Here is a 21333-nt window from a genome sequence, read left to right as displayed (position 1 = left end):
TTTGTAAAAATACTATTTGATATTATTGAATTGTTTTTTTTGAATTGCTTACTTAATCTTAAATCGTAATCCTGCGTAATACATCTGCCCAAAAATTGGCGCGTATGCAATTGAAGCATCAAAGTTTGGTCCAAAAGGATTTTCTGACCCAAGAATTGCTTTTTCTTGTTTATAATTCCCGATGTTTTCACCTCCTATATAAACTTCAAAAACGGATGAAAAAACACGTGTTACCTGGGCATTCATTACAGCATAAGCCGGCGAAAAATCAGGAAATTGATCTGCTTCTGGATTTGTTGCAGTGTATGGCAGTTGCTGTTTTCCCGACCAATTGTACGTGAAATCAAATTTCCATTGTTTGTCATTTTTCATAGTCGTTTCGTATTCTAAGTTTCCAAGAAAACGGTGTTTCGCCTGAAGCGGACGTTGAAAAGTTCCTCTTAAATAATCGGTTTGAATGTCATAATATTTGTAAGCTGTTCGAAGATTCAGATTGTGAATTAATTCGTAATTGAATTCTACTTGTAAGCTGTTAGCAAACGAACTTCCTTTTAAATTATAAAACAAAACATCCTGCGGACTTTGCATTAAATCTACAACGGCTTGATTCTGAAAATCGGTTCTGTAGATATCAAATCCTGCTTCTGCATTTTTATTGAAAATTTTGAATTTCTGCGAAAAACTTAAACCGTAATTCCATGCTATTTCTGGATTTAAACCGTATACTTTTCCGCTAGAATCTAAAATTGAAAAAGTTCTTGAACTAGCAAAAAGCTGTTGGTTTTCGGCAAAAATATTAGCAGAACGTTTTCCTCTTCCAGCAGAAAAACGAATTACACCATTTATCCACGGGTTGTATCTCACATGCAGTCTTGGCGTTACAAACAATCCTAATCGGTTATGATTATCAACTCTTCCTCCTAAAATCAAACTGAAATTATCGGTATTATCATAAGTATATTCAAAGAATGCCCCAACCGAATTATCAATTCTGCTGTAGTCATTTGCATTTACAAATTCCTGATATTGATCGTAAGTAAAGTTTAAACCCGTTGTAAACTTATGCATCGTATTGTTGATAATCGAATTGAAAATTAAATTAGAATAAAAACTATTCTGTTTGATATCATATAAATTCAATCCAAAATACGAATCTTGTTTATGGCTGTTAAAAGCGTTCTGAAAACCAATACTTTGGTAAGGCATATCTTTAAAAACGTAACCTATTTTTGTAGAAACTTCAAAACGCTCTGTATTGATTTCTGAACCCCAGTGATTTGTTGTACCGCGATCACGATCTTTATCAAAATCAACTTCTCCAGTCTGCTTTTTATCATTCATATATCTGAAATTGACAAAACTTACTAAACCACTTTCGGGATCATAATATTGATATCGATTCAAAACATTGATTTGTTTTCCTAACGGATTATCCAGAAAACCGTCGTCATTCATGTCATTTTTAGCCACACGCGCATTTCCGTGAACGAAAAGACTTGTCGCCCATTTATCCGATAATTTTTTATTGAAATGAGTATTTAATTCAAATCGAGAATCGGTTGAACCGTAAGCATTCAGAAAAAACGGAATATCATTTAAAGGTTTTAAAAGCTCTGTATTAATTTGCCCAGAAATACTTTCGTAGCCATTAATAACACTTCCCGCTCCTTTTGTAATCTGAACACTTTCTATCCAAGTCCCAGGTGTAAATGATAATCCATAAGCTTGAGAAGCACCACGTACTGAAGGAATATTTTCTTCGGTAATCATTAAATACGGACTCGTTAAACCAAGCATTTTTATCTGCTTTGTTCCCGTTAAAGCATCCGAAAAGTTAACATCAATTGATGGATTGGTTTCAAAACTTTCCGCAAGATTACAACAAGCTGCTTTAAGCAGTTCTTTACTTGTAATTACAGAGGTATTTGAAGTTAAAGTATAGGATTTTGTAATTCCTTTTTTCTTTTTAGTAATTTTTACTTCATCTAAATCTTCCTGCGAAAATGCAGAGAGAGATAGCAAAAAGCCTGCTAAAAGCAGTATATTTTTTTGCATAAAAAAATGATTTTAATGTTAAATAGAAATACATTTTTGACGCTTCAATTAATAAAGAAACAATCAAAATGTATATGCAGAGTCTTATCAAGACTTGCAAAGCATCTTAACACTAAAATCAGGAATAGAAAATATACTGATGGTATAATTTGAATAAAGGGGGCGCATTCGCATCAGAATAATACGAAAGGACTTGTTTGTTTTTAAAATTAGAAACCGCAGAAAAAACTAAAGGCTTATAATTTTCTGTAAAAGCAGGAAAATCTAGTTGAAAGAAGAAAAACTTAAAAGTTGCATTATCTGATTTCTTCTCGATATGCACTAATTTGTCTTTACAGCAGGAATTCTTTTTTTCTTTAGAACCGCAGCATTTTTTTTCAGGCTCGGCTTTTACAGTTGTATTCAGCGAAATTGAAGCAATTTTTCCGCCGCAATAATGCACATCAAGAGCAAAACCTATATTGGAAACCAACAATAGGAGCGCTAGAAATAATCCTGTGCATTTTTTTAGATTCATACTGCAAAACTATTGAAAAAGTCTTGAAAAAAGATTAAAATAAATGTTATTTTTTGGAATACTGCAGCTGGTAATAAAACGCTGGAATAAAAATTAAAATAAAAATAGGTTGAATTAGAAATCTTCTAACATAAAAAAGAAGCCAATTCCCTTCTGCATAAAACTGAAGTATAATGTATAAAAGTACAAAAAGAATTATCCCAAAAAAACTGTATAAAGCCGTGCTAAACTTCAGAATATCTTTATCTGAGAACAAAATATAGATTAATGCCAATGACAGTCCTGTGTTTAAAATATAACGTAATAATAACCCTCCAAATAACTTAAATGTATCAATTTCTGGGAAAGGCATTTTTTTAAAATCTTTCTCGAAGTATTCTAAAAAAGGATCATAAAAAAGTTGATTTTCAAAAGCTCTAATTACAGCAAAAGAAAAAATAACCAGCAACGCTGCAATGATTCTAAACTTATTTTCTTTGATTTTATTTAGCATATTTCGAAAATCTATTGATCCAGATTATCCACAAAATAAAAACAAATCCATAAATAATTAATGGAAAAAGAACCCCATGCAATAAATGAGTTTGGTTTGGATAATGATGTAAAAGGATTGTGAGCAGCACTATTCGAAGCACATTTAAAATATAAATAGATAAAATCCCGAACAAAATAAAGAATAAAGTTGTTTTGAATTTTCCTGAAAAAGCCAATACAAAAGCCACAAACAAAATCATGACACTTACTGCATTACAACCTTCAATAATTCTAATTACTGCTTCTCCATTAAAAATTACATCTAACCAAGGTTCGAATGCATTTTTTTGAATTACTACATCATAATTCAAAAGGTGCATTAACTGCTCTGCATTTCGGCCGCTAACCACCGTTATGGCATCTAAATCATTTGTTTGGTACGTATTTAAATAAAACCCATAAATTAAAGTCAGTGTAATATAAGCCAGAAAAAAGGTGCCTACAAAGATCAAGAATGGTTTAAACTGGATTAAATATTTTTTCAATGGGATTTTTTTTCAAATTTATGTATTTTTTGACTTCAGCTTTAAATACTTTTGTATAAAATTTTTATATCATGACATTTCAAGAGTTAGAACCAAAAGTTAGCGCTATTATTGCTGATAACAACATAGATAAAGATGGAAAATTATTAGCTGTTTGTCAGCTTTTAAATGAAAATGTGGAATATTACAACTGGGTTGGTTTTTATTTTGCCAATCACGAAGCTAAAACTTTACACCTAGGGTCTTATGTAGGTGCAGAAACAGATCATACAGTTATTCCTTTTGGAAAAGGAATCTGTGGACAAGTGGCAGAAAGCAATGCTAATTTTGTAGTACCAGATGTTAAAGCACAAGACAATTATATTGCCTGCAGTCTTACTGTAAAATCAGAAATTGTAGTTCCGTTATTTGTTAATGGTGTAAACATCGGCCAAATCGATATTGACAGCCACGTAATTGATCCGTTTACAGAAGCTGACGAAAGATTTTTAGAATTTGTAAATCAAGAAGTTGCTAAATTATTCTAGAAGAACTATTTTTAATAGAAAAAATAGAACTGAATGAAAAGAAACATCTTTATATTTTTGCTTCTGATAATTTCAGTTAGTCTGTCTGCGCAAATTGGCATGGTGTCTAAAAAAATCTTTTTAGACTCTTTAAGCCGTGAATGCAAACCCGAAAATCAAATGTACACCAGAGTAATTACGAATTATTCGCAGCAAAGTATTCGTTACGTTGTGACTGACTTCTATAAAAATGGAAGAAAGAAAATGACTGGCTGTACGTTGGATCGAGATATTTTGAAAAAAGACGGCGAGTTTATTTACTATTTTAAAAACGGATCAAAAGAATCTGTCATCAATTTCAAAGAAGATCATAAAGAAGGCAAGGAAGTTAATTGGTATGAAAACCAAACTAAAAAGTCTGAGAAACTGAATGTTTGGAATCCGAAAACTAAAACGTGTCAAACATTGCTTTTGAATTTTTGGAGTGAAAACAAAGAACAGATTGTTACAGACGGAAATGGAGAATATGAAGGAACAGAAGGCTTTATAACGCAAAAAGGAACCATAAAAGACGGACTTAAACAGGGTGCTTGGCAGGGAACAGATAGTTTAAACAAAGTTACCTTTATTGAAAATTATGACAAAGGAATTTTGATTTCTGGAACTAAGACCGATGAAAACAATGTAAGCTATACTTATCCTGCTAAAAAACCTTTAAAATCAAAATAATATCTACACCAGTACATTAACTTCAATGAAAAAAATTATCTATTTTCTTTTTTTAACTTTTTCAATGTGGATATTTTCACAAAATTCTACAGATAAAATTATCTATTTTGACTCGATTGGAAAAGATGCTTCTAAAGAAAAACATATTTCTTACCGAATAATAAAAGACTATTACACCGAAAAAGATTTATATCAAGTTAAAGATTATTATAAATCAGGTGCAATAAAAATGGAAGGAAATTCTAAAACTAAAGACGGCTTTTCCAGAGAAGGTGAATATGTGTACTATTTTGAAAACGGAAAGAAAAAAAGAACTGAAAATTATCTTAAATCAAGATTAAACGGAGATTTTGAAGAGTGGTATGAAAATGGAAATCCACGATCAAAGGGCGAATATTTGGAATCTGAAAAAGGATTTACTTCTGACATTAAAATCTATGACTTTTGGAATTCCAAAAACGAACATACTGTAGAAAAGGGCAACGGCTTTTTTGAAGAAGATTGGGGAACCTCTTCCGCTAAAGGAAATTTAAAAAAAGGACTTAAGGATGGCGAATGGAAAGGAATTAATGAAATTACAAAATCTCAATACACCGAAATTTATAAAAATGGGAAATTTATTTCTGGAAAAAGCATTAATTCTGATGGAAAAGAATTAGAATATGACGCTTTGGAATTAAAACCCTTACCTCAAAAAGGCATTAACGACTTTTATAAATATCTTGGAGATCACTTTGTAAAGACAAGAGAAGCTGCAACAAATAAAATAGGCGGAAGACTGGTTATTCAATTCGTAATTGATAAAGACGGGAAAATTGTTGAGCCAAAAATTCTAAAATCACTAGGATACGGCTTAGACGAAGAAGCCATAAGAGTAATTACCAATTATGAAAACTGGATTCCTGGAAAACAGAGAGGTGTACCTGTGAGAGTATTATATGCAATACCATTAACGGTGCCAAATTAATGCAATAATTAAAGTCGAAATTACTCAAAAAACAAAAATCGGCATTCTATTTTAAGATTCTTTTATTTTTGTTTGATTCTTTTGATTTTTTAATCTAATTTTGCACCCGTCTTACAAAAGTTGTATTGACATACATAAAAATCATTAAAATAATATTGGAATGTATTTAAGCAAAGAAAAGAAAGAAGAGATTTTCGCACAACACGGTGGTGCAACAAACACTGGAAGCGCAGAAGGTCAAATTGCATTGTTCACTTATAGAATTTCTCACTTAACTGAACACTTGAAAAAAAATCGTCACGATTACAACACTGAGCGTTCTCTTGTACTATTAGTAGGTAAAAGAAGAGCTTTGTTAGATTACTTGAAAAAGAAAGAAATTAACAGATATCGTGAGATTATCAAAGTATTGAATATCAGAAAATAATCAATATAGAAAAGAGGTGCGAAAGTGCCTCTTTTTGTTTTTAAATTACTGCTGTTTATAATAAGCATATTACAAGAAAAAAAGTTTGGTTTTTCATTGGGTTTTAGATAACAACAACTACACACAACAACAACTACAACACAACTAAAACCCATTGTATAATCAATAAGGAAAAAATTTATGATTCCACAATTATTTGTAGAAAAGATCGATTTAGGTGATGGCAGAAGCATCACAATCGAGACAGGACGTTTAGCAAAACAAGCTGACGGTTCTGTAGTAGTTAGAATGGGCGACACGATGATTCTTGCAACAGCAGTTTCAGCTCGCACATCAAATCCAGGCGTTGATTTCTTACCGTTAACGGTAGATTACCGCGAAAAATTCGCAGCAGCAGGTCGTTTCCCTGGAGGTTTCTTTAAAAGAGAAGCACGTCCAAGCGACAGCGAAGTATTGACAATGAGATTAGTTGACCGTGTATTGCGTCCGCTTTTCCCAGACGATTACCATGCTGAAACACAGGTTATGATTCAATTAATGTCTCACGACGAAACTGTTATGCCAGACGCTTTAGCTGGTTTAGCAGCTTCTGCAGCATTAGCAGTTTCAGATATTCCATTTTACAACTTAATTTCTGAAGTACGTGTTGCACGTATCGACGGAAAATTAGTAATCAACCCAAGCAGAGAAGAATTAGAAAAATCAGACATCGATATGATGATTGGTGCTTCTATGGATTCTGTAGCGATGGTTGAAGGTGAGATGAAAGAAATTTCAGAAGCTGAAATGATCGAAGCTATTAAATTTGCTCACGAAGCTATCAAAGTTCAAATTCAAGCTCAATACCGTTTACAGGAAGCTTTTGGTAAAAAAGAAATCCGTACTTACGAAGGAGAGAGAGAAAACGAAGAAATTTATGCAAAAGTAAAAGCTGCAGCATACGACAAAATCTATGCTATTGCAAAAGTAGGTTCAGCTAAACACGAAAGAGGTGCTGCATTCGCTGAAGTAAAAGAAGAAGTGAAAGCTTTATTTACTGAAGAAGAATTGGCCGCTGACGGTGATTTAGTTTCTAAATATTTCTACAAAACAAACAAAGAAGCTGTTCGTAATGTAGTTTTAGAATTAGGAATTCGTCTTGACGGTAGAAAAACTACAGATATCAGACCAATCTGGTGTGAAACTGATTATTTACCAAGAGTTCACGGATCTTCTTTATTTACACGTGGAGAAACTCAAGCTTTGGCTACAGTAACTTTAGGAACTTCTAGAGAAGCTAACCAAATCGATTCTCCATCTGAACAAGGTGAAGAGAAATTCTACTTACACTATAACTTCCCTCCTTTCTCTACTGGTGAAGCAAAACCACTTAGAGGAACTTCAAGAAGAGAAGTTGGTCACGGTAACTTAGCTCAAAGAGCATTAAAAAATATGATTCCTGCAGATTGTCCTTACACAATCCGTGTTGTTTCTGAGGTTTTAGAATCTAACGGTTCTTCTTCTATGGCAACAGTTTGTGCTGGAACAATGGCTTTGATGGATGCTGGTGTTCAAATGGTAAAACCAGTTTCTGGTATTGCTATGGGATTAATTACAGATGGTGAGAAATTTGCTGTATTGTCTGATATTTTAGGAGATGAAGATCACTTAGGAGATATGGACTTTAAAGTAACTGGAACTGCTGATGGTATTACAGCTTGTCAAATGGACATCAAAATTGATGGTTTACGTTATGACATTATGGAGCAAGCTTTGGCTCAAGCACGTGACGGACGTTTACACATTTTAGGTAAACTTACTGAAACTATCGCAACGCCAAGAGCTGACGTTAAAGCTCACGCACCAAAAATCATTACAAGAACTATTCCTGGAAACTTCATTGGAGCATTAATCGGACCTGGTGGAAAAGTAATTCAAGAATTACAAAAAGCTACTGGAACAACTATTGTTATCAACGAAGTTGACGAGCAAGGTGTAATCGAAATCTTAGGTACAGATCCTGCTGGAATTGAAGCGGTATTAGCAAAAATTGCTTCTATCACTTTCAAACCTCAAATGGGAGAAGCTTACGAAGTTAAAGTAATCAAAATGCTTGATTTTGGAGCTGTAGTTGAATATACTGCTGCACCAGGAAACGAAGTATTACTTCACGTATCTGAATTGGCTTGGGAACGTACTGAAAACGTTGCTGACGTAGTTAAAATGGGAGATGTTTTCCAAGTGAAATACTTAGGAGTTGACCCTAAAACTAAAAAAGAAAAAGTGTCTAAAAAAGCACTTGTTCCAAGACCTCCACGTGAGGAGAAAAAAGAGTAATCAGATCTTAGTTTACTAAAGGTTTATTCATAGAAAACCCCAATTCATTTAGTTGAATTGGGGTTTTTAAATTTGTAAAAGAAAACTATTAATTTTCTTATTTTGCTTGAACAGCTGAATTATAAAGCAATGTAGCTTTACCTTTTGCATCTTTTATGATAATCTCAGAATTCCCAAAGAAACCAATTTCTATATCTTCTGTAACCTGAATAGAATTCGTAATACCGCCAGCTTGCAACAATCCTCCAATATCAAGTGCAAAAAAATGATGCCCTTTAAATGTAGGATTATAATTTACCGCACTAACTCCCGTTAAATAAGCATTGTATACCAGTCTTACTTTCATCACACCTCTACTCGCACTTAATTCTGCCAAAATTGATTCACCTGGATCAAGAGATACACTGACTCCGCTTGAAGTACCAATTGTAACAGATTTTGACACAGATCCACCTTCACCCCATGTACGTTCATAACTTAAAGAGGTTTCTCCTTTAACTCCAACCCCTAGAAATCCGATGTTATAGGAAATTTTCTGGCCAACTGAAATTTTATTTGAGGTACTCCAGCTGCTTTGACTGGTATTATTTACTTGTTGTGTAATTGCAACATTAAAATTACCTTTTACACTGCTATTATTAGAAAACTTCTGAGTATTAATAATTTGAGGTTCAGATGTAATACCCAAAATACTCGCACTTTGGACAACAAGATTAACTTGTACCTGAGGCCAATTATAAGTCTTATAAAGATCTCCCCACGGAGTATCTGAATGCAGATAGGCATCATTTGGTGATTTTCCAAAATACTTTTTCTACTAATTTTTTTAGATTGGCATCTTTAATATCAAAAGTACCTTTTTCTAAATCAGTAATTACATGAATTACATTTCCTGATGCCTGAACACTTGATGTTGCCGCATCTAATCCAGCGTTTACATTAATTTGAATTGCCATTTTAATAAGTATTAAATTTCTGCCTACTCTAATTAGTTTTCAGCTTCCCTCGTTTAACATTAATTTGTTACCCAAAATTGCATAAGAATCCTATACACAATATGAAAAATGGCATTAAACGAATTTATCTTGACATAAAACACTGAAAATGCTACACAAAAAAACTCAATCAAACATTTAGGAAATTCATATAAAAAGAAATTTTTATTCTTTAGGATTCCCCATTTTATTTAAATGTTTAAAATGCGAAAACATCATTTCTAATAGTGTTTTATGGTGATAAGGCTGTTGATATTCTTTTGTAGTTTCTTCGATTATCTCATTTATTTCGCTGTAATTCGTATGACAGATATTCGGGAAAAGATGATGCGCTGCGTGACAATTTGAACCTCCGCTTAAAAATCTTGCCCAGCCTTTATCTGCATTCCAATCACAGCTGGTGTACAATTGATGAACCGCCCAGGTATGTTCTAGAAATTCTCCTTCGGGCTGTGGATAATCTGCTCCATCAAAAAAATGAGTTCCGACAAGCATTATAATAAAAACCAAAGAGGTAAAAGCACTAGCTGTAAAATAAGTAATCACAATAAAACTCCACGAAAAATCAGCAAATAGTAATGGTAAAACCAGTACAAGCATAAAATAGAATACTTTATAGATAAAAAATCTAAAATACAGTCCAGCCTTAGACACACCTCTTTTCATCCAATCATATTCTTCTGAAAATAAATACACCCAATCACTCATAAAAACGGAGTGCAGTAAAGTAAACATATAAACAAAGGGCGCATAATAGGCCTGATATTTATGTTTGGGTTTCCAAGTATGTGTTGGACTTAATCTTAAAAAAGGATTTTTATCGATATCAATATCACTGCCTTCTACATTTGCGTATAAATGATGTGAACGAATATGTCTTAGTCCCCATAAAAGCGGGTCTATACCAACAGTAAGGAAACTAAAAAAATGCAGTATGGAATTTGCTTTTTTATTTTTGAATGCTGTATTATGAGATGCATCGTGACCAAAACTAAAACCTATTAATAAGCCTGAAAGTTGAAAAATTACATACGAAATCCAAAAACTTAATTTATTTATTGAATCCAAAAACAAAAGAGAATAACTGGCGTAACATACAAGTGTCCAAAATAGACCTTTAAACCAAAATCTTAAATCTCCATACGAAACATTTTTGCCTTCTAATTTTTTGTGTACTCTATTTTTCAAAGTATTAAAGAATACCTTTTCATCTTCTGATTTGTTGAAATATTTAGCTTTCATAAAAAAATATTTTAGTATTTACAGGACAAACCTATTGCAATAATCACAGACAGATTTGCTTAAAACAATAAAATAAATTATTAAATTTGCGATTATCACAAATTATGAAATATCAACAACAGTTTTTAAAAGCCATACGAAGTAAAATTCCTAATTCGGTTTCATTAATTGATGAAATCGCTTCTGTCTTGGAGATAAGCTACGATGCCTCATACAGGCGAATATCTGAAAAAAGTAAATTTTCGATAGACGAAACAATTCGATTAGCAGATCATTTTAAAATTTCGCTTGATAATTTATATTCGGAAAAAGAAAAGGTAATCGTAGAAAAGACAATTGAAATAGAGACATTAAAAGATATGCTTCATTATTTCAAATCATCGGCGGAGCAAATAGCATTGTTAACTCGAAAATCGAATACCATATTATATTATTCAGCAAAAGATATTCCATTGTTCTATTTTATGGATGGAACGATATTATCAAAATTCAAGGCATATGTCTGGCTGAATCTTTTAAATAAAGAACAAAAAAACATAGCATTCGAGAATTTTGTAATTGACGAATCATTTTCAGAACATATGCACAAAATAAAAAGCACTTATGAAAATGTGATCGTAAATGAAGTATGGAACGACACCACCATTAATAGCAGTTTACAGCAAATTCTCTACTATTATGAAGCCGGACTTTTGAATTTAAAAAGCGCCAATGCGCTTTGCAAAGATTTAAAGAGAATCATAGGTTTAATTCAGGAAAAATGTAACAACGCAAATTCTAATTTTGCGATTTTTTACAATGAATTAATTCTTTTGAACAACAATATGCTGTTAAAAACTGATGAGAAACTTACTATGTTTGTTCCTTATACTTTATTAGGTTATTTTATAACTGACAATGGAGACAGCTGTAAAAATGTTCATCAGTTTTTTGAACAACAGATCATCAATTCAAAACCTTTGGGACAATCTGGAATCAAAGAACAAAACTTATTCTTCAATAGAATGCTTAGAAAAATAGATTATTATCAGGAAAAACTAAACTCTCAGGTCGATTTATTATTCTAAAAAGTGATGTTTAGTACGTTTTTACTTTACTCCGTAGTCAAAAAATTGCATCAGTTTTTTTCCAGTTCTCAAAAATTAACTGCATAATCTTAAGAATAGTGTTTTTTTAATTGATTTTAGCTTTTTTAAGCAAATCATAAACATTTTATTACATTTTAACATTCATACATACTGTTTTTAACATTTTTTATATATTTTTGGCTCTTACCAAAACTAATCTAAATAAATCCACCATTGTGTTGAAAACTTTACAAAGAAATTCTATTTATTTGTTCATCTTTGGGTTATTCTTAAACAATTATCATTTACGAAGTCAAACTTCTAAAGAAACCGAAATTTACAATTGGTTTGATAAAAATCTAGGAATAGAATCTTTAGACATCAAAAATGGAGCAGCTCATCTCAATTTTGACAAGACAATTGAGAACCAGAATCGTTATTATTTTACCGAAAACTTCAGAAAAGGCAATGTTAGATACAACAATCAAAACTACTTTGATGTACTTCTAAAATATGACATTTATAAAGACGATTTGGTTTTAAATCCTTATGACGAAGCGAATACGACAAAAATCAATTTAATTAAAGATAATGTCGAAAATTTTACCATCAATAATGAGAAGTTTGTAAACTTAAAAACTTTAAATACATTCTTATTTAAGGGCGGATTCTACGAAGAGGCTTTAACCAACGGTAACTCTTTACTTTATATCAAATATTACAAAGAGAAAAAAAAGGATCAAAAAGCAGAAAGCGATCTAATTCAATTTATACCGCGATATGAATTTGTTCTTTTAAAAGAAAACAAGTATCATTTAATCAATGATAAAAAAGAAATCATTGCATTATTTCCAGAAAGTAAAAGAAAAATAAATGATTATTATTTTATGTACAAAAGCTTGAAAAAACAGGATCCGGCTTTGTTTATAAAAAATCTTATCAAGTATATTAACAATTAAAATCTGGAAAAATTACGCAATGAGAATATTTACACTCCTTTTACTTTTGCTAGGTTTTAACCATTTGTTACATTCACAAGACCAGCAAAATAATATTACAATCAGTTACAGTAATATCAACAGAATTGAAGTTTTAAAAAAGATAGAAACTGTAACAAGTTTTAAATTCTACTTTCAAGACGAATGGATTGATAAAAAAGTCCTGATAAGCGGCAATTTTGAAAACAAAAGCATTCAAGATGTTTTATCTAAAGTATTTGCCGATACTGAGCTTAATTTTTTTATCGACAAAAACAAAATCATCCTAACTAAAAATAGTGTGATTTATGATAAAGTTTCGACTACAAAGAATTCTAATGCGCCCGTGTTTTTTCAACAATACGATTCATTACAGAAAAAACAGCCCGGAAACACCCCTTCTGTAGAACTAATTGGAAAAGAAGCTGTTGACTCTGATGTTGATTTTTATACATTATCAGGACATATTACTGATTTAAAAAATCAAAAACCTCTAGCAGATATTCATGTTAAAGTAAAAAATACTGCTATAACTGCGGTAACAAATGCAGAGGGTTTTTATAGTTTGAAAATCCCAACAGGATTGAGTACAATAGAAGTAGAATCAATTCTTTACAATAATGCTTCTAGAAAAATTATGATTTACAGTAACGGTACTTTGGACTTTACTATTATTGAAAAAATTAATCAACTGGACGAAGTTGTTGTAAAAGGTAAAAACAGTCAAAATATTAGAACTGCTATTACTGGAGTAACCACAATTGAAGCCGAAGGAGTAAAAACTATTCCTCTTGTTCTTGGAGAGCGCGATATTTTAAAAGTTGCCTTAACAATCCCAGGAATAAAAACAGCAGGAGAAGGTTCTTCAGGTTTTAATGTTAGAGGAGGAAAAGAAGATCAAAACTTAATGTTATTAGATAACGGAACTATCTACAATCCATCGCATCTTTTTGGCTTTTTCTCGGCTATAAATCCATACACAATCAATAAAGTTGATATTTACAAAGGAGGAATTCCGCCAGAATATGGAGGAAGGCTTTCGTCTGTATTTGATATTGTTTCGAAAAATGGAAATACTGAAAAATTTTCAGGAGAAGGAGGAATTGGTCCTGTAACGAGCAACCTTACAGCTTCTATACCAGTCGTAAAAGAAAAAGCCAGCTTATTAGTCGCCGGAAGAGCGACTTATTCTGATTGGATTTTAAAAGCCATTGATGATGAAAATTTAAAAAACAGCAAGGCTTCTTTTTATGATTTGTATGCAAAATATACACACAAAATCAATAAAAATAATTCGATTGAAGGATCTGGATATTTTAGTAAAGATAATTACAATATTACACCTGATTCTCTTTTTACCTATAGTAACCATCTTGTTTCTTTAAAATGGAAACATTCGTTTAACGAAAAAAATAACAGCGAACTTAATTTTACTAATAGCGAATATAAATTCAGTGTAAATTATAGTTCTGCTAATCCTGAATCATTTATTATGAAATATAAAATAGATGAGACTCAGGGACATTTAAAATTCAACAGCGAATTAGGCAAAAGTCATAAATTTACTTACGGACTTACAAGTAAACTATACAAAGTAAATCCTGGAGAATTAATTCCTGGATCTAATTCGTTAGTCGATCCTATTCAAGTTGAACAAGAAAAAGGATTAGAATCGGCCGTATTTTTCTCTGACAAATATAAAATAACAGAGAAATTACTGCTTGATGTTGGAGCTAGATATTCAATTTATGCTGCTTTAGGAGAATCTAATCAAAAAATTTATGAGGATGGAGTTCCAAAAACACCATCTACTGTTGTTGAAGAAAAACATTACAACAATAATGAAGTGATTAAAACCTACAGCGGATTTGAACCTAGAGTTGGTTTACGTTATATTTTTGATGAAAGTTTATTTGTGAAAGCTGGCTTTGATAAAAACTATCAATACATTCATTTATTAACTAATAATACAACTCAATCGCCTACAGACACTTGGAAATTATCTGATATTAATGTTGAACCTCAAAGTGGTATTCAATATTCATTGGGTATATTTAAAAAACTAGATTATAAGGATATAGAGATAAGTGTTGAAGGATATTACAAAACATCTAAAAACATTTTAGATTATAAAGTAGGATCTCAAATTCTCTTAAATCAAGATTTAGAAACAGAACTATTACAAGGTGACGGAAAAGCATATGGTATTGAATTTCTTTTAAGAAAATCGTACGGAAGATTAAATGGATGGATTGGTTACACTTATTCTAGATCATTTATAAAATTAAACAGTCAGTTTAATGATGAAAAAGTAAATGGCGGGGATTATTTTCCAACTAATTTTGACAAACCTCATGATGTAAGTATTGTTCTAAACTACAAATTTACAAAGCGTTACAGTTTTTCTTCTAACTTTGTATATCAGACAGGAAGACCTATTACGTACCCGATTGGGAAATATTATTATAATGGCGCCGAATATACACTTTATAGCGATCGTAATAAGTTTAGAATACCGGATTACTATAGACTTGACGTTGGTTTAAATATTGAAGGAAATCACAAAATTAAAAAGCTGGCACACAGCTTCTGGAATATTTCGATTTATAATCTATTAGGAAGAAACAATCCGTACTCTATATTTTTCGTGACCAAAAATGGCGAAATAAAAGCTTATAAGACTTCTATTTTTGCCGTTCCGATACCAACTATTACTTATAACTTTAAATTTTAAATAGTCATGAAAAAAATCATACTTTTTAGAGTTCTTCTAACTATATTACTGGCATCCTTTTTTGGGTGCACAACTCCATATACTTATCAAGCTAATGAATTTGAAGATTTGATTGTGGTAGAAGCAACATTGACAAATCAATATAAATACCAGACTATTAAAATTTCCAGAACATATACTTTGGAAGAAAGCACACCAAATTTTGAAAAAGGTGCAGTCGTTTATGTAACAGACAATCAAGGCAATCGATATGATTATAAAGAAAATGCTGGTCAATACAAATCAACTAGTGAATTTCAAGCTGTTGCTGGAAGAGATTATCAGTTGCATATTTTAACAAAAGAAGGCAAGAATTATATTTCAACAACTGAAAAAATGCCTCAAGAAACTCAAATTGATAATTTGGAGGCAAATGCTGTTACCAAAAATGGCGAGGTTGGCGTAGAAATAACAGTAAATAGTACTGACCCAACTAATTCATCAAAATATTACAGATATGAATACGATGAAGCTTACACAGTTGTAGCACCAAAATATTATCCACAAAAGGCAATTATTGTCAATAACAGAATTCAATTAATTGATCGTGTAGAAGAAGCAAGAACATGCTTTCTCTACAACACATCAAAAGAATTATTACTTACAAATACCAGCAAATTAAGTGAAGATAAAGTAACTAATTTTCCTGTCAGATTTATAAGCAGTACCGATATCACAATAAAAAACAGATACAGCATTTTGGTAAAACAATACGTTCAAAATTTAGCGGCACAGACTTATTATGAAACATTACAACAAATATCAAATTCAGGAAGCATTCTATCTCAAACTCAGCCAGGTTTTTTCTATGGTAATATAACAGCAGTAAATAATCCTACTGAGAAAGTTATTGGTTTCTTCAATGTTTCTACTTATTCTGAAAAAAGATTATTTTTTAACTTTTCAGATATATTTCCAAAATTGCCTAGCCCGCCATATCCATATGAATGCCCTGTGCCTATACCAGAAGACCAACAAGATCAGTACATTTTCTACTCTTTCTCTCAAGCTGTCGCAATAGATTTAGTAAAAACTGGAACTAAAGTTTATTATCCTACAGAAGGAACTGGCTTTATTCTATATGACATTCAATGCGGCGACTGTACTTTTTATGCATCTAACATAAAACCATCATTTTGGATAGACTAATCAAACCCCTTGTTACAACAGCTTTAATGATTATTTTTGGGCAAATCTCAATTGCTCAAAAAAGTAATTCATTGGTAGAACTCAATCAAATTGACAAAAAACTGAACGAGTCAATTTATGTAAGCACAAATTCTGATTCATATTTAATTGGAGAAACTGTGCTTTATAAAGTTTTCTGTATTGACAATATCACAAACAGTACAAAAACTCATAGTAAAATTGCTTACATACAGTTAGTAGACAGCAATAAAAAAAGTGTTTTCATACATAAAGTATTTCTTAAAGATGGAACTGGAAATGGCGATTTCTTTCTGCCTACTACGTTAGAAACTGGAAGTTATAAATTGATCGGATATACAAACTGGATGCTGAATAAGAACATCGAATCCTTTTTCAATTTAGATCTTTATATTGTAAACCCTTATAAGGAAACCCCTAATTATCCAACAATTCAAAAAGAACTTCTAACAGATCAAGCAACAACAGACTCAAATATTTCTTTTGATTTAAAAACAAAAAAATATCAAACCAGACAACAAATATCATTTGGAATAAAACAACAATCTCAAGATATTTTGAATGGAAAATATATGATTTCTGTTCGAAAAGCGGATGGCTTTTTATCTCAAAACAAATCTGAATTTAAAGCCAAAACAGAAGGAAATTCAGAAATTAGAAACGGTAATTTCTTTATGCCGGAGCTCCGAGGTGAATTAATTTCAGGAAAAATTACCTCTAGTTCTTCTGATGTTAAAAACAAAAAAATTGCTTTTTCTATTATTGATAAAAATCCAGAATTAAAATTTACCAAAACAGATGATAACGGTCACTTTGTTTTTAATCTAGAAAAATCGAATGCCGGCGCGAATATTATAATCCAAGTTGTAGAAGAAAACAAACAAGATTTTACAATCGAAGTAGACAAACCTGTTGCTATAGATTTTTCAAACCTGCAATTTTCAACACCTCAGTTTAGCCCTGAATTTAAAAATAATATTACCGAAAGATTGGTTTCAAGCCAAATTGAAAACGCTTATTATAATATCAAAAAAGACAGTATTTTAAATCCTAAAGACAGCGTTCCTTTCTATGGTTCGTTATCAACAGAATTTGTTTTAGATGATTATACTAGATTCAAGACAATGTCTGAAACTTTTACCGAAATACTAAAAGGAGTAGAACATTCTAAAACAAAAACTGGCTATTCGATTCATGTTTATGATTACGATCCAAATTACGAATCAAGTCTTCCTGTTTTAGTGGTAGCTGATGGTTTTGTTATTGAAGATTTGAATGAATTGTTTGCTTATAATCCGAGAAAAGTGGAAAAAATAAATGTTGTGAGAGGCATTTATTATTATGGATCAAAATCATTTAGCGGTCTTATAATCTTAACCACTAAAGATGGAAACTTTGAAACAACTTCAAAAGGCAATTTCATAATAAAGCCAAGTATTCTACGCCCTGAGAATAAAAAATTATATTATCAGCCAGATTACACTGCTGATAAAAATGATCGAATTCCTGATTACAGACATCAGTTATTATGGAATCCTGAGGTAAATTTAAAGAATTCAAATTTCAGTTTTAATACTTCTGATGTATCTGGAAAATTTGAAATTGTATTAGAAGGATTTTCAGAAAGCGGTAAACCTGTATTTATTAGAGATTTTTTCGAAGTATCTGAGAATAATTTAAATTAATGATTTCCAATAAATTGAAACATAAAAAATCCAATACTCAAAAAAGTATTGGATTTTTTTTAAAATAATTTGTCCCAAATTGTAACTTTTTCGATACTCTTTACGTATAACCATTTGTACACTTTAAAAATAGGGAGACAACAACATGAGACAACTTAAAATCACCAAGCAGGTAACCAATCGTGAAACTGCATCGTTAGATAAATATCTACAAGAAATTGGAAAAGTTGACCTAATTACCGCTGATGAAGAGGTAGAATTAGCACAAAGAATAAAGGCCGGTGATCAAAGAGCTTTAGAAAAACTAACAAAAGCTAACTTACGTTTCGTAGTATCGGTAGCTAAACAATATCAAAATCAAGGATTAACTCTTCCTGACTTAATTAATGAAGGAAACTTAGGTTTAATTAAAGCGGCTCAACGTTTTGATGAAACTCGTGGTTTCAAATTCATTTCTTACGCTGTATGGTGGATTCGTCAATCGATTCTTCAAGCATTAGCTGAACAATCACGTATTGTACGTTTGCCATTAAATAAAATTGGTTCTATCAATAAAATCAACAAGATGTACGCGTTATTAGAGCAATCTAACGAGCGTCCACCTTCTGCTGAGGAAATTGCAAAAGAACTTGATATGACTGTTAACGACGTAAAAGAGTCTATGAAAAACTCTGGACGTCACCTGTCTATGGATGCTCCTCTTGTTGAAGGAGAAGATTCTAACCTTTACGACGTTTTACGTTCTGGTGAATCTCCAAATCCAGATAGAGAATTAATTCACGAATCTCTTCGTACTGAAATCGAACGTTCTTTAGAAACATTAACGCCAAGAGAGGCAGATGTTGTACGTTTGTATTTTGGTCTTGGCGATCAACACCCAATGACTCTTGAAGAAATTGGTGAAACTTTCGACCTAACTCGTGAGCGTGTTCGTCAGATTAAAGAAAAAGCAATCCGTAGATTGAAACACACTTCTAGAAGTAAAATCCTTAAAACATACTTAGGATAAACAATATTAAATTTCAATGTTTAAAATCCCAAATTCCAATTCCAATTGGGATTTGGTATTTATAATTTGGAATTTTACCCCAAACAACAGTTTGATTGACTGTTCGTTTTTTGATTGATGATTGAAACTCCGGCTGATTACCGGAGTTTTTTATTTTTTAGCGGAAAGCTTTTTTCAACCGCAAAGAGCACAAAGAATTGCGCAAAGCACACAAAGTTTTTTTTTAAAGAATCTCGCAAAGACGCAGAGTCGCAAAAAGTAATAAACTTTGCGCCTCTGCGACTTTGCGTGCATATTTTCTTGGATGGTGAACTTTGCGTAATTCTTTGCGCTCTTTGCGGTTAAATTTTAATCCAAATTATAAAAAATTTATCTTTGTAAAAAAACAACACACTACAATGAAAAATACATTTATTGCACCTTCTGTTCTTGCTGCCGATTTTGCCAATTTACAGCGCGATGTCGAAATGATTAACATCAGTCAAGCTGATTGGTTTCATATCGATATTATGGATGGAGTTTTTGTTCCTAATATTTCTTTTGGAATGCCCGTTTTAGAGGCTATTTCTAAACATGCAAAAAAATATATCGATGTACATTTAATGATTGTCGATCCTGACCGTTACATTAAAACTTTTGCTGATTTGGGCGCAAATGGGTTAACTGTGCATTATGAAGCTTGCACACACTTACACAGAACCCTTCAAGCTATCAAAGCAGAAGGAATGAAAGCTGGAGTAGCAATGAACCCACATACCAACGTTGATTTGCTGGAAGACGTTATAAATGATATTGATCTTGTTTGTATTATGAGTGTAAACCCTGGTTTTGGCGGACAATCATTCATAGAAAACACTTATGATAAAGTAAAGAAACTAAAAGCTTTAATCACGCGTAAAAATGCTTCAACGCTTATTGAAATTGACGGTGGAGTTACCAGCAAAAATGCAAAACAATTAGTTGAAGCTGGTGCTGATGTTTTAGTTGCCGGAAGCTTTGTTTTTAAAGCCGAAAATCAAATTAAAACCATTGCAGCATTAAAAAGCCTTACTACTTTTTAAGTTTTTCAAATTTGGAAAGAAATCAATTCCGGTCATTTTTTCCAGAGTTTCAATCGGAACCACGAAATCATAAATCGATTTGTCGCTTTTTTCGTTTGGAACCAAAAAGGCGATGGCTTTGTGTTCATTTCCAGATTTAGCTAAAATAATTTTATAGAAATATTTAGGAACAGCAACTTTTTCTGTTCCTATTTTTTTGTCTGAATCTTTCAAAATTCCGCCAGTAACAACATAAATATCATTGTATTTTTCAGCCCAATAACGTGTCTTCTGCTCTAGCCTATTCCAAATACCTGAATTAAATTCCTTTTGTTGCGGAGAAATATTCGAAGTATAAAAAGTGTCGTTGTACGCATCTTCACTAAATTCCATATCTCCCGCAGGACAAAGATGCCCTTTATCATAACCCGATTTTTTGTAATTTCTCCAATCTGCGGAACCTGTAGTTACTTTCGGATCTTCAATGAAATATGGTCTTTTAAAATTATTATTTTTTAAATATTCCTTTTTTAATTCATACGCTACCCATTCAGCCTGTTCAAACTTCTCATTGTAAGAAAGCGTATAATATTGATGCTTTACAATTTGTTTAGTTGTCGAAGTCGGAAGATACTGAACCGTGTATAAAGAATCTGCAGTGGTTTTATTTTCTACAAAATCAGCAGCTGTATTATAAGATTCGACTCTTTCATTCCATATATCTTCTTGTTTTTTGCACGAAAACAAAACCAAAGTAATCACAATCAAACCTATACACCTTTTCATAATATTATATTTTACAAGAATTAAACATACAAAAAAACGCTCCATAAATCGAAATT

At 31.8% G+C, this 21333-nt stretch carries 20 protein-coding genes; 12 read left to right on the top strand and 8 right to left on the bottom strand.

Translation table 11 applies throughout. The annotated features are described in order from the left end of the window. Nucleotides 1-48 precede the first annotated feature (48 nt). The 4 genes from ACFSC2_RS13015 to xrtF all read right to left on the bottom strand — a co-directional run bounded on the left by ACFSC2_RS13015 (nt 49) and on the right by xrtF (nt 3591). Complete coding sequence (locus ACFSC2_RS13015; RefSeq protein ID WP_379814996.1) at nt 49-2055, bottom strand: TonB-dependent receptor plug domain-containing protein; 2007 nt, start codon at nt 2053-2055, stop codon at nt 49-51. 118 nt (nt 2056-2173) lie between these two features. Beyond that, nucleotides 2174-2572, bottom strand: coding sequence for an HYC_CC_PP family protein (locus ACFSC2_RS13010; protein WP_379814997.1), 399 nt, complete (start codon nt 2570-2572; stop codon nt 2174-2176). 46 nt (nt 2573-2618) lie between these two features. Next, nucleotides 2619-3065 (bottom strand): exosortase F system-associated membrane protein, encoded by a 447-nt coding sequence (locus tag ACFSC2_RS13005; RefSeq protein WP_379814998.1) that lies wholly within the window; start codon nt 3063-3065, stop codon nt 2619-2621. Beyond that, entirely contained in the window at nt 3055-3591 is a 537-nt protein-coding gene (gene xrtF, locus ACFSC2_RS13000) for an exosortase family protein XrtF (protein WP_379814999.1), read from the bottom strand. The genes ACFSC2_RS13005 and xrtF overlap by 11 nt, the downstream gene beginning before the upstream one ends. A 71-nt stretch (nt 3592-3662) precedes the next feature. Between xrtF and ACFSC2_RS12995 the strand changes: the two genes are divergently transcribed. The 5 genes from ACFSC2_RS12995 (at nt 3663) to ACFSC2_RS12975 (ending at nt 8536) form a co-directional block, all read left to right on the top strand. Continuing rightward, entirely contained in the window at nt 3663-4118 is a 456-nt protein-coding gene (locus tag ACFSC2_RS12995; RefSeq protein WP_379815000.1) for a GAF domain-containing protein, read from the top strand. Nucleotides 4119-4151: 33 nt separating this feature from the next. Next, a complete protein-coding gene (locus tag ACFSC2_RS12990; protein WP_379815001.1) occupies nt 4152-4826 on the top strand; it encodes a toxin-antitoxin system YwqK family antitoxin in 675 nt (224 codons plus the stop codon). A 64-nt stretch (nt 4827-4890) separates the two neighbouring features. Continuing rightward, entirely contained in the window at nt 4891-5793 is a 903-nt protein-coding gene (locus ACFSC2_RS12985; RefSeq protein ID WP_379815002.1) for a TonB family protein, read from the top strand. Nucleotides 5794-5953: 160 nt separating this feature from the next. Then, on the top strand, nt 5954-6220 hold the full coding sequence (gene rpsO, locus ACFSC2_RS12980; protein ID WP_099710550.1) for a 30S ribosomal protein S15: 267 nt from the start codon (nt 5954-5956) through the stop codon (nt 6218-6220). 180 nt (nt 6221-6400) lie between these two features. Further along, the gene (locus ACFSC2_RS12975) at nt 6401-8536 is read left to right on the top strand and encodes a polyribonucleotide nucleotidyltransferase (protein ID WP_379815003.1); all 2136 of its coding nucleotides are present in this window, start codon (nt 6401-6403) and stop codon (nt 8534-8536) included. Between the two features lie 97 nt (nt 8537-8633). Here the strand turns inward: ACFSC2_RS12975 and ACFSC2_RS12970 are convergent, their stop codons facing one another. The 3 genes from ACFSC2_RS12970 to ACFSC2_RS12960 form a co-directional block, all read right to left on the bottom strand. Then, nucleotides 8634-9224 carry a hypothetical protein gene (locus ACFSC2_RS12970; RefSeq protein WP_379815004.1) on the bottom strand — a complete coding sequence of 197 codons (591 nt, stop codon included), beginning with the start codon at nt 9222-9224 and terminating at the stop codon, nt 8634-8636. Nucleotides 9225-9321: 97 nt separating this feature from the next. After that, nucleotides 9322-9492: a hypothetical protein gene (locus ACFSC2_RS12965; RefSeq protein WP_379815005.1), complete on the bottom strand. Its 171-nt coding sequence runs from the start codon at nt 9490-9492 to the stop codon at nt 9322-9324. 204 nt (nt 9493-9696) lie between these two features. Next, entirely contained in the window at nt 9697-10773 is a 1077-nt protein-coding gene (locus ACFSC2_RS12960) for a fatty acid desaturase family protein (RefSeq protein ID WP_379815006.1), read from the bottom strand. 104 nt (nt 10774-10877) lie between these two features. Here ACFSC2_RS12960 and ACFSC2_RS12955 point away from each other — a divergent pair, with 104 nt between their 5' ends. The 7 genes from ACFSC2_RS12955 to rpe all read left to right on the top strand — a co-directional run bounded on the left by ACFSC2_RS12955 (nt 10878) and on the right by rpe (nt 20512). Further along, nucleotides 10878-11840 (top strand): hypothetical protein, encoded by a 963-nt coding sequence (locus ACFSC2_RS12955; protein ID WP_379815007.1) that lies wholly within the window; start codon nt 10878-10880, stop codon nt 11838-11840. Between the two features lie 239 nt (nt 11841-12079). Continuing rightward, complete coding sequence (locus tag ACFSC2_RS12950; protein WP_379815008.1) at nt 12080-12799, top strand: hypothetical protein; 720 nt, start codon at nt 12080-12082, stop codon at nt 12797-12799. Between the two features lie 19 nt (nt 12800-12818). Next, complete coding sequence (locus ACFSC2_RS12945; protein WP_379815009.1) at nt 12819-15551, top strand: TonB-dependent receptor; 2733 nt, start codon at nt 12819-12821, stop codon at nt 15549-15551. Nucleotides 15552-15557: 6 nt separating this feature from the next. Next, a complete protein-coding gene (locus tag ACFSC2_RS12940; protein ID WP_379815010.1) occupies nt 15558-16739 on the top strand; it encodes a DUF4249 domain-containing protein in 1182 nt (393 codons plus the stop codon). Continuing rightward, nucleotides 16727-18442, top strand: a complete 1716-nt coding sequence (locus tag ACFSC2_RS12935; protein ID WP_379815011.1) for a hypothetical protein — start codon at nt 16727-16729, stop codon at nt 18440-18442. Before ACFSC2_RS12940 ends, ACFSC2_RS12935 begins: the two co-directional genes overlap by 13 nt. Nucleotides 18443-18587: 145 nt before the next feature. Continuing rightward, on the top strand, nt 18588-19451 hold the full coding sequence (locus ACFSC2_RS12930; protein ID WP_007804760.1) for a sigma-70 family RNA polymerase sigma factor: 864 nt from the start codon (nt 18588-18590) through the stop codon (nt 19449-19451). Nucleotides 19452-19849: 398 nt separating this feature from the next. Next, nucleotides 19850-20512 (top strand): ribulose-phosphate 3-epimerase, encoded by a 663-nt coding sequence (rpe, locus tag ACFSC2_RS12925; RefSeq protein WP_379815012.1) that lies wholly within the window; start codon nt 19850-19852, stop codon nt 20510-20512. Here the strand turns inward: rpe and ACFSC2_RS12920 are convergent. Next, on the bottom strand, nt 20489-21277 hold the full coding sequence (locus ACFSC2_RS12920) for a DNA/RNA non-specific endonuclease (protein ID WP_379815013.1): 789 nt from the start codon (nt 21275-21277) through the stop codon (nt 20489-20491). The genes rpe and ACFSC2_RS12920 overlap by 24 nt on opposite strands. Nucleotides 21278-21333 lie beyond the last annotated feature (56 nt).

The sequence above is a fragment of the Flavobacterium artemisiae genome, assembly GCF_042678225.1.
GTDB classification, from domain to species: domain Bacteria; phylum Bacteroidota; class Bacteroidia; order Flavobacteriales; family Flavobacteriaceae; genus Flavobacterium; species Flavobacterium artemisiae.
This window is presented reverse-complemented; position numbering and strand designations above follow the sequence as displayed.

What these genes read in the sequence shown, in the direction of transcription:
- rpe (WP_379815012.1), top strand. Translation starts at nt 19,850, where the DNA reads ATGAAAAATACATTTATTGCACCTTCTGTTCTTGCTGCCGATTTTGCC.
- ACFSC2_RS12990 (WP_379815001.1), top strand. Translation starts at nt 4,152, where the DNA reads ATGAAAAGAAACATCTTTATATTTTTGCTTCTGATAATTTCAGTTAGT.
- ACFSC2_RS12965 (WP_379815005.1), bottom strand. Translation starts at nt 9,492, where the DNA reads ATGGCAATTCAAATTAATGTAAACGCTGGATTAGATGCGGCAACATCA.
- ACFSC2_RS12975 (WP_379815003.1), top strand. Translation starts at nt 6,401, where the DNA reads ATGATTCCACAATTATTTGTAGAAAAGATCGATTTAGGTGATGGCAGA.
- ACFSC2_RS13010 (WP_379814997.1), bottom strand. Translation starts at nt 2,572, where the DNA reads ATGAATCTAAAAAAATGCACAGGATTATTTCTAGCGCTCCTATTGTTG.
- ACFSC2_RS12960 (WP_379815006.1), bottom strand. Translation starts at nt 10,773, where the DNA reads ATGAAAGCTAAATATTTCAACAAATCAGAAGATGAAAAGGTATTCTTT.
- rpsO (WP_099710550.1), top strand. Translation starts at nt 5,954, where the DNA reads ATGTATTTAAGCAAAGAAAAGAAAGAAGAGATTTTCGCACAACACGGT.
- ACFSC2_RS13005 (WP_379814998.1), bottom strand. Translation starts at nt 3,065, where the DNA reads ATGCTAAATAAAATCAAAGAAAATAAGTTTAGAATCATTGCAGCGTTG.
- ACFSC2_RS12985 (WP_379815002.1), top strand. Translation starts at nt 4,891, where the DNA reads ATGTGGATATTTTCACAAAATTCTACAGATAAAATTATCTATTTTGAC.
- ACFSC2_RS12955 (WP_379815007.1), top strand. Translation starts at nt 10,878, where the DNA reads ATGAAATATCAACAACAGTTTTTAAAAGCCATACGAAGTAAAATTCCT.
- ACFSC2_RS13015 (WP_379814996.1), bottom strand. Translation starts at nt 2,055, where the DNA reads ATGCAAAAAAATATACTGCTTTTAGCAGGCTTTTTGCTATCTCTCTCT.
- ACFSC2_RS12940 (WP_379815010.1), top strand. Translation starts at nt 15,558, where the DNA reads ATGAAAAAAATCATACTTTTTAGAGTTCTTCTAACTATATTACTGGCA.
- ACFSC2_RS12995 (WP_379815000.1), top strand. Translation starts at nt 3,663, where the DNA reads ATGACATTTCAAGAGTTAGAACCAAAAGTTAGCGCTATTATTGCTGAT.
- ACFSC2_RS12930 (WP_007804760.1), top strand. Translation starts at nt 18,588, where the DNA reads ATGAGACAACTTAAAATCACCAAGCAGGTAACCAATCGTGAAACTGCA.
- ACFSC2_RS12920 (WP_379815013.1), bottom strand. Translation starts at nt 21,277, where the DNA reads ATGAAAAGGTGTATAGGTTTGATTGTGATTACTTTGGTTTTGTTTTCG.
- ACFSC2_RS12945 (WP_379815009.1), top strand. Translation starts at nt 12,819, where the DNA reads ATGAGAATATTTACACTCCTTTTACTTTTGCTAGGTTTTAACCATTTG.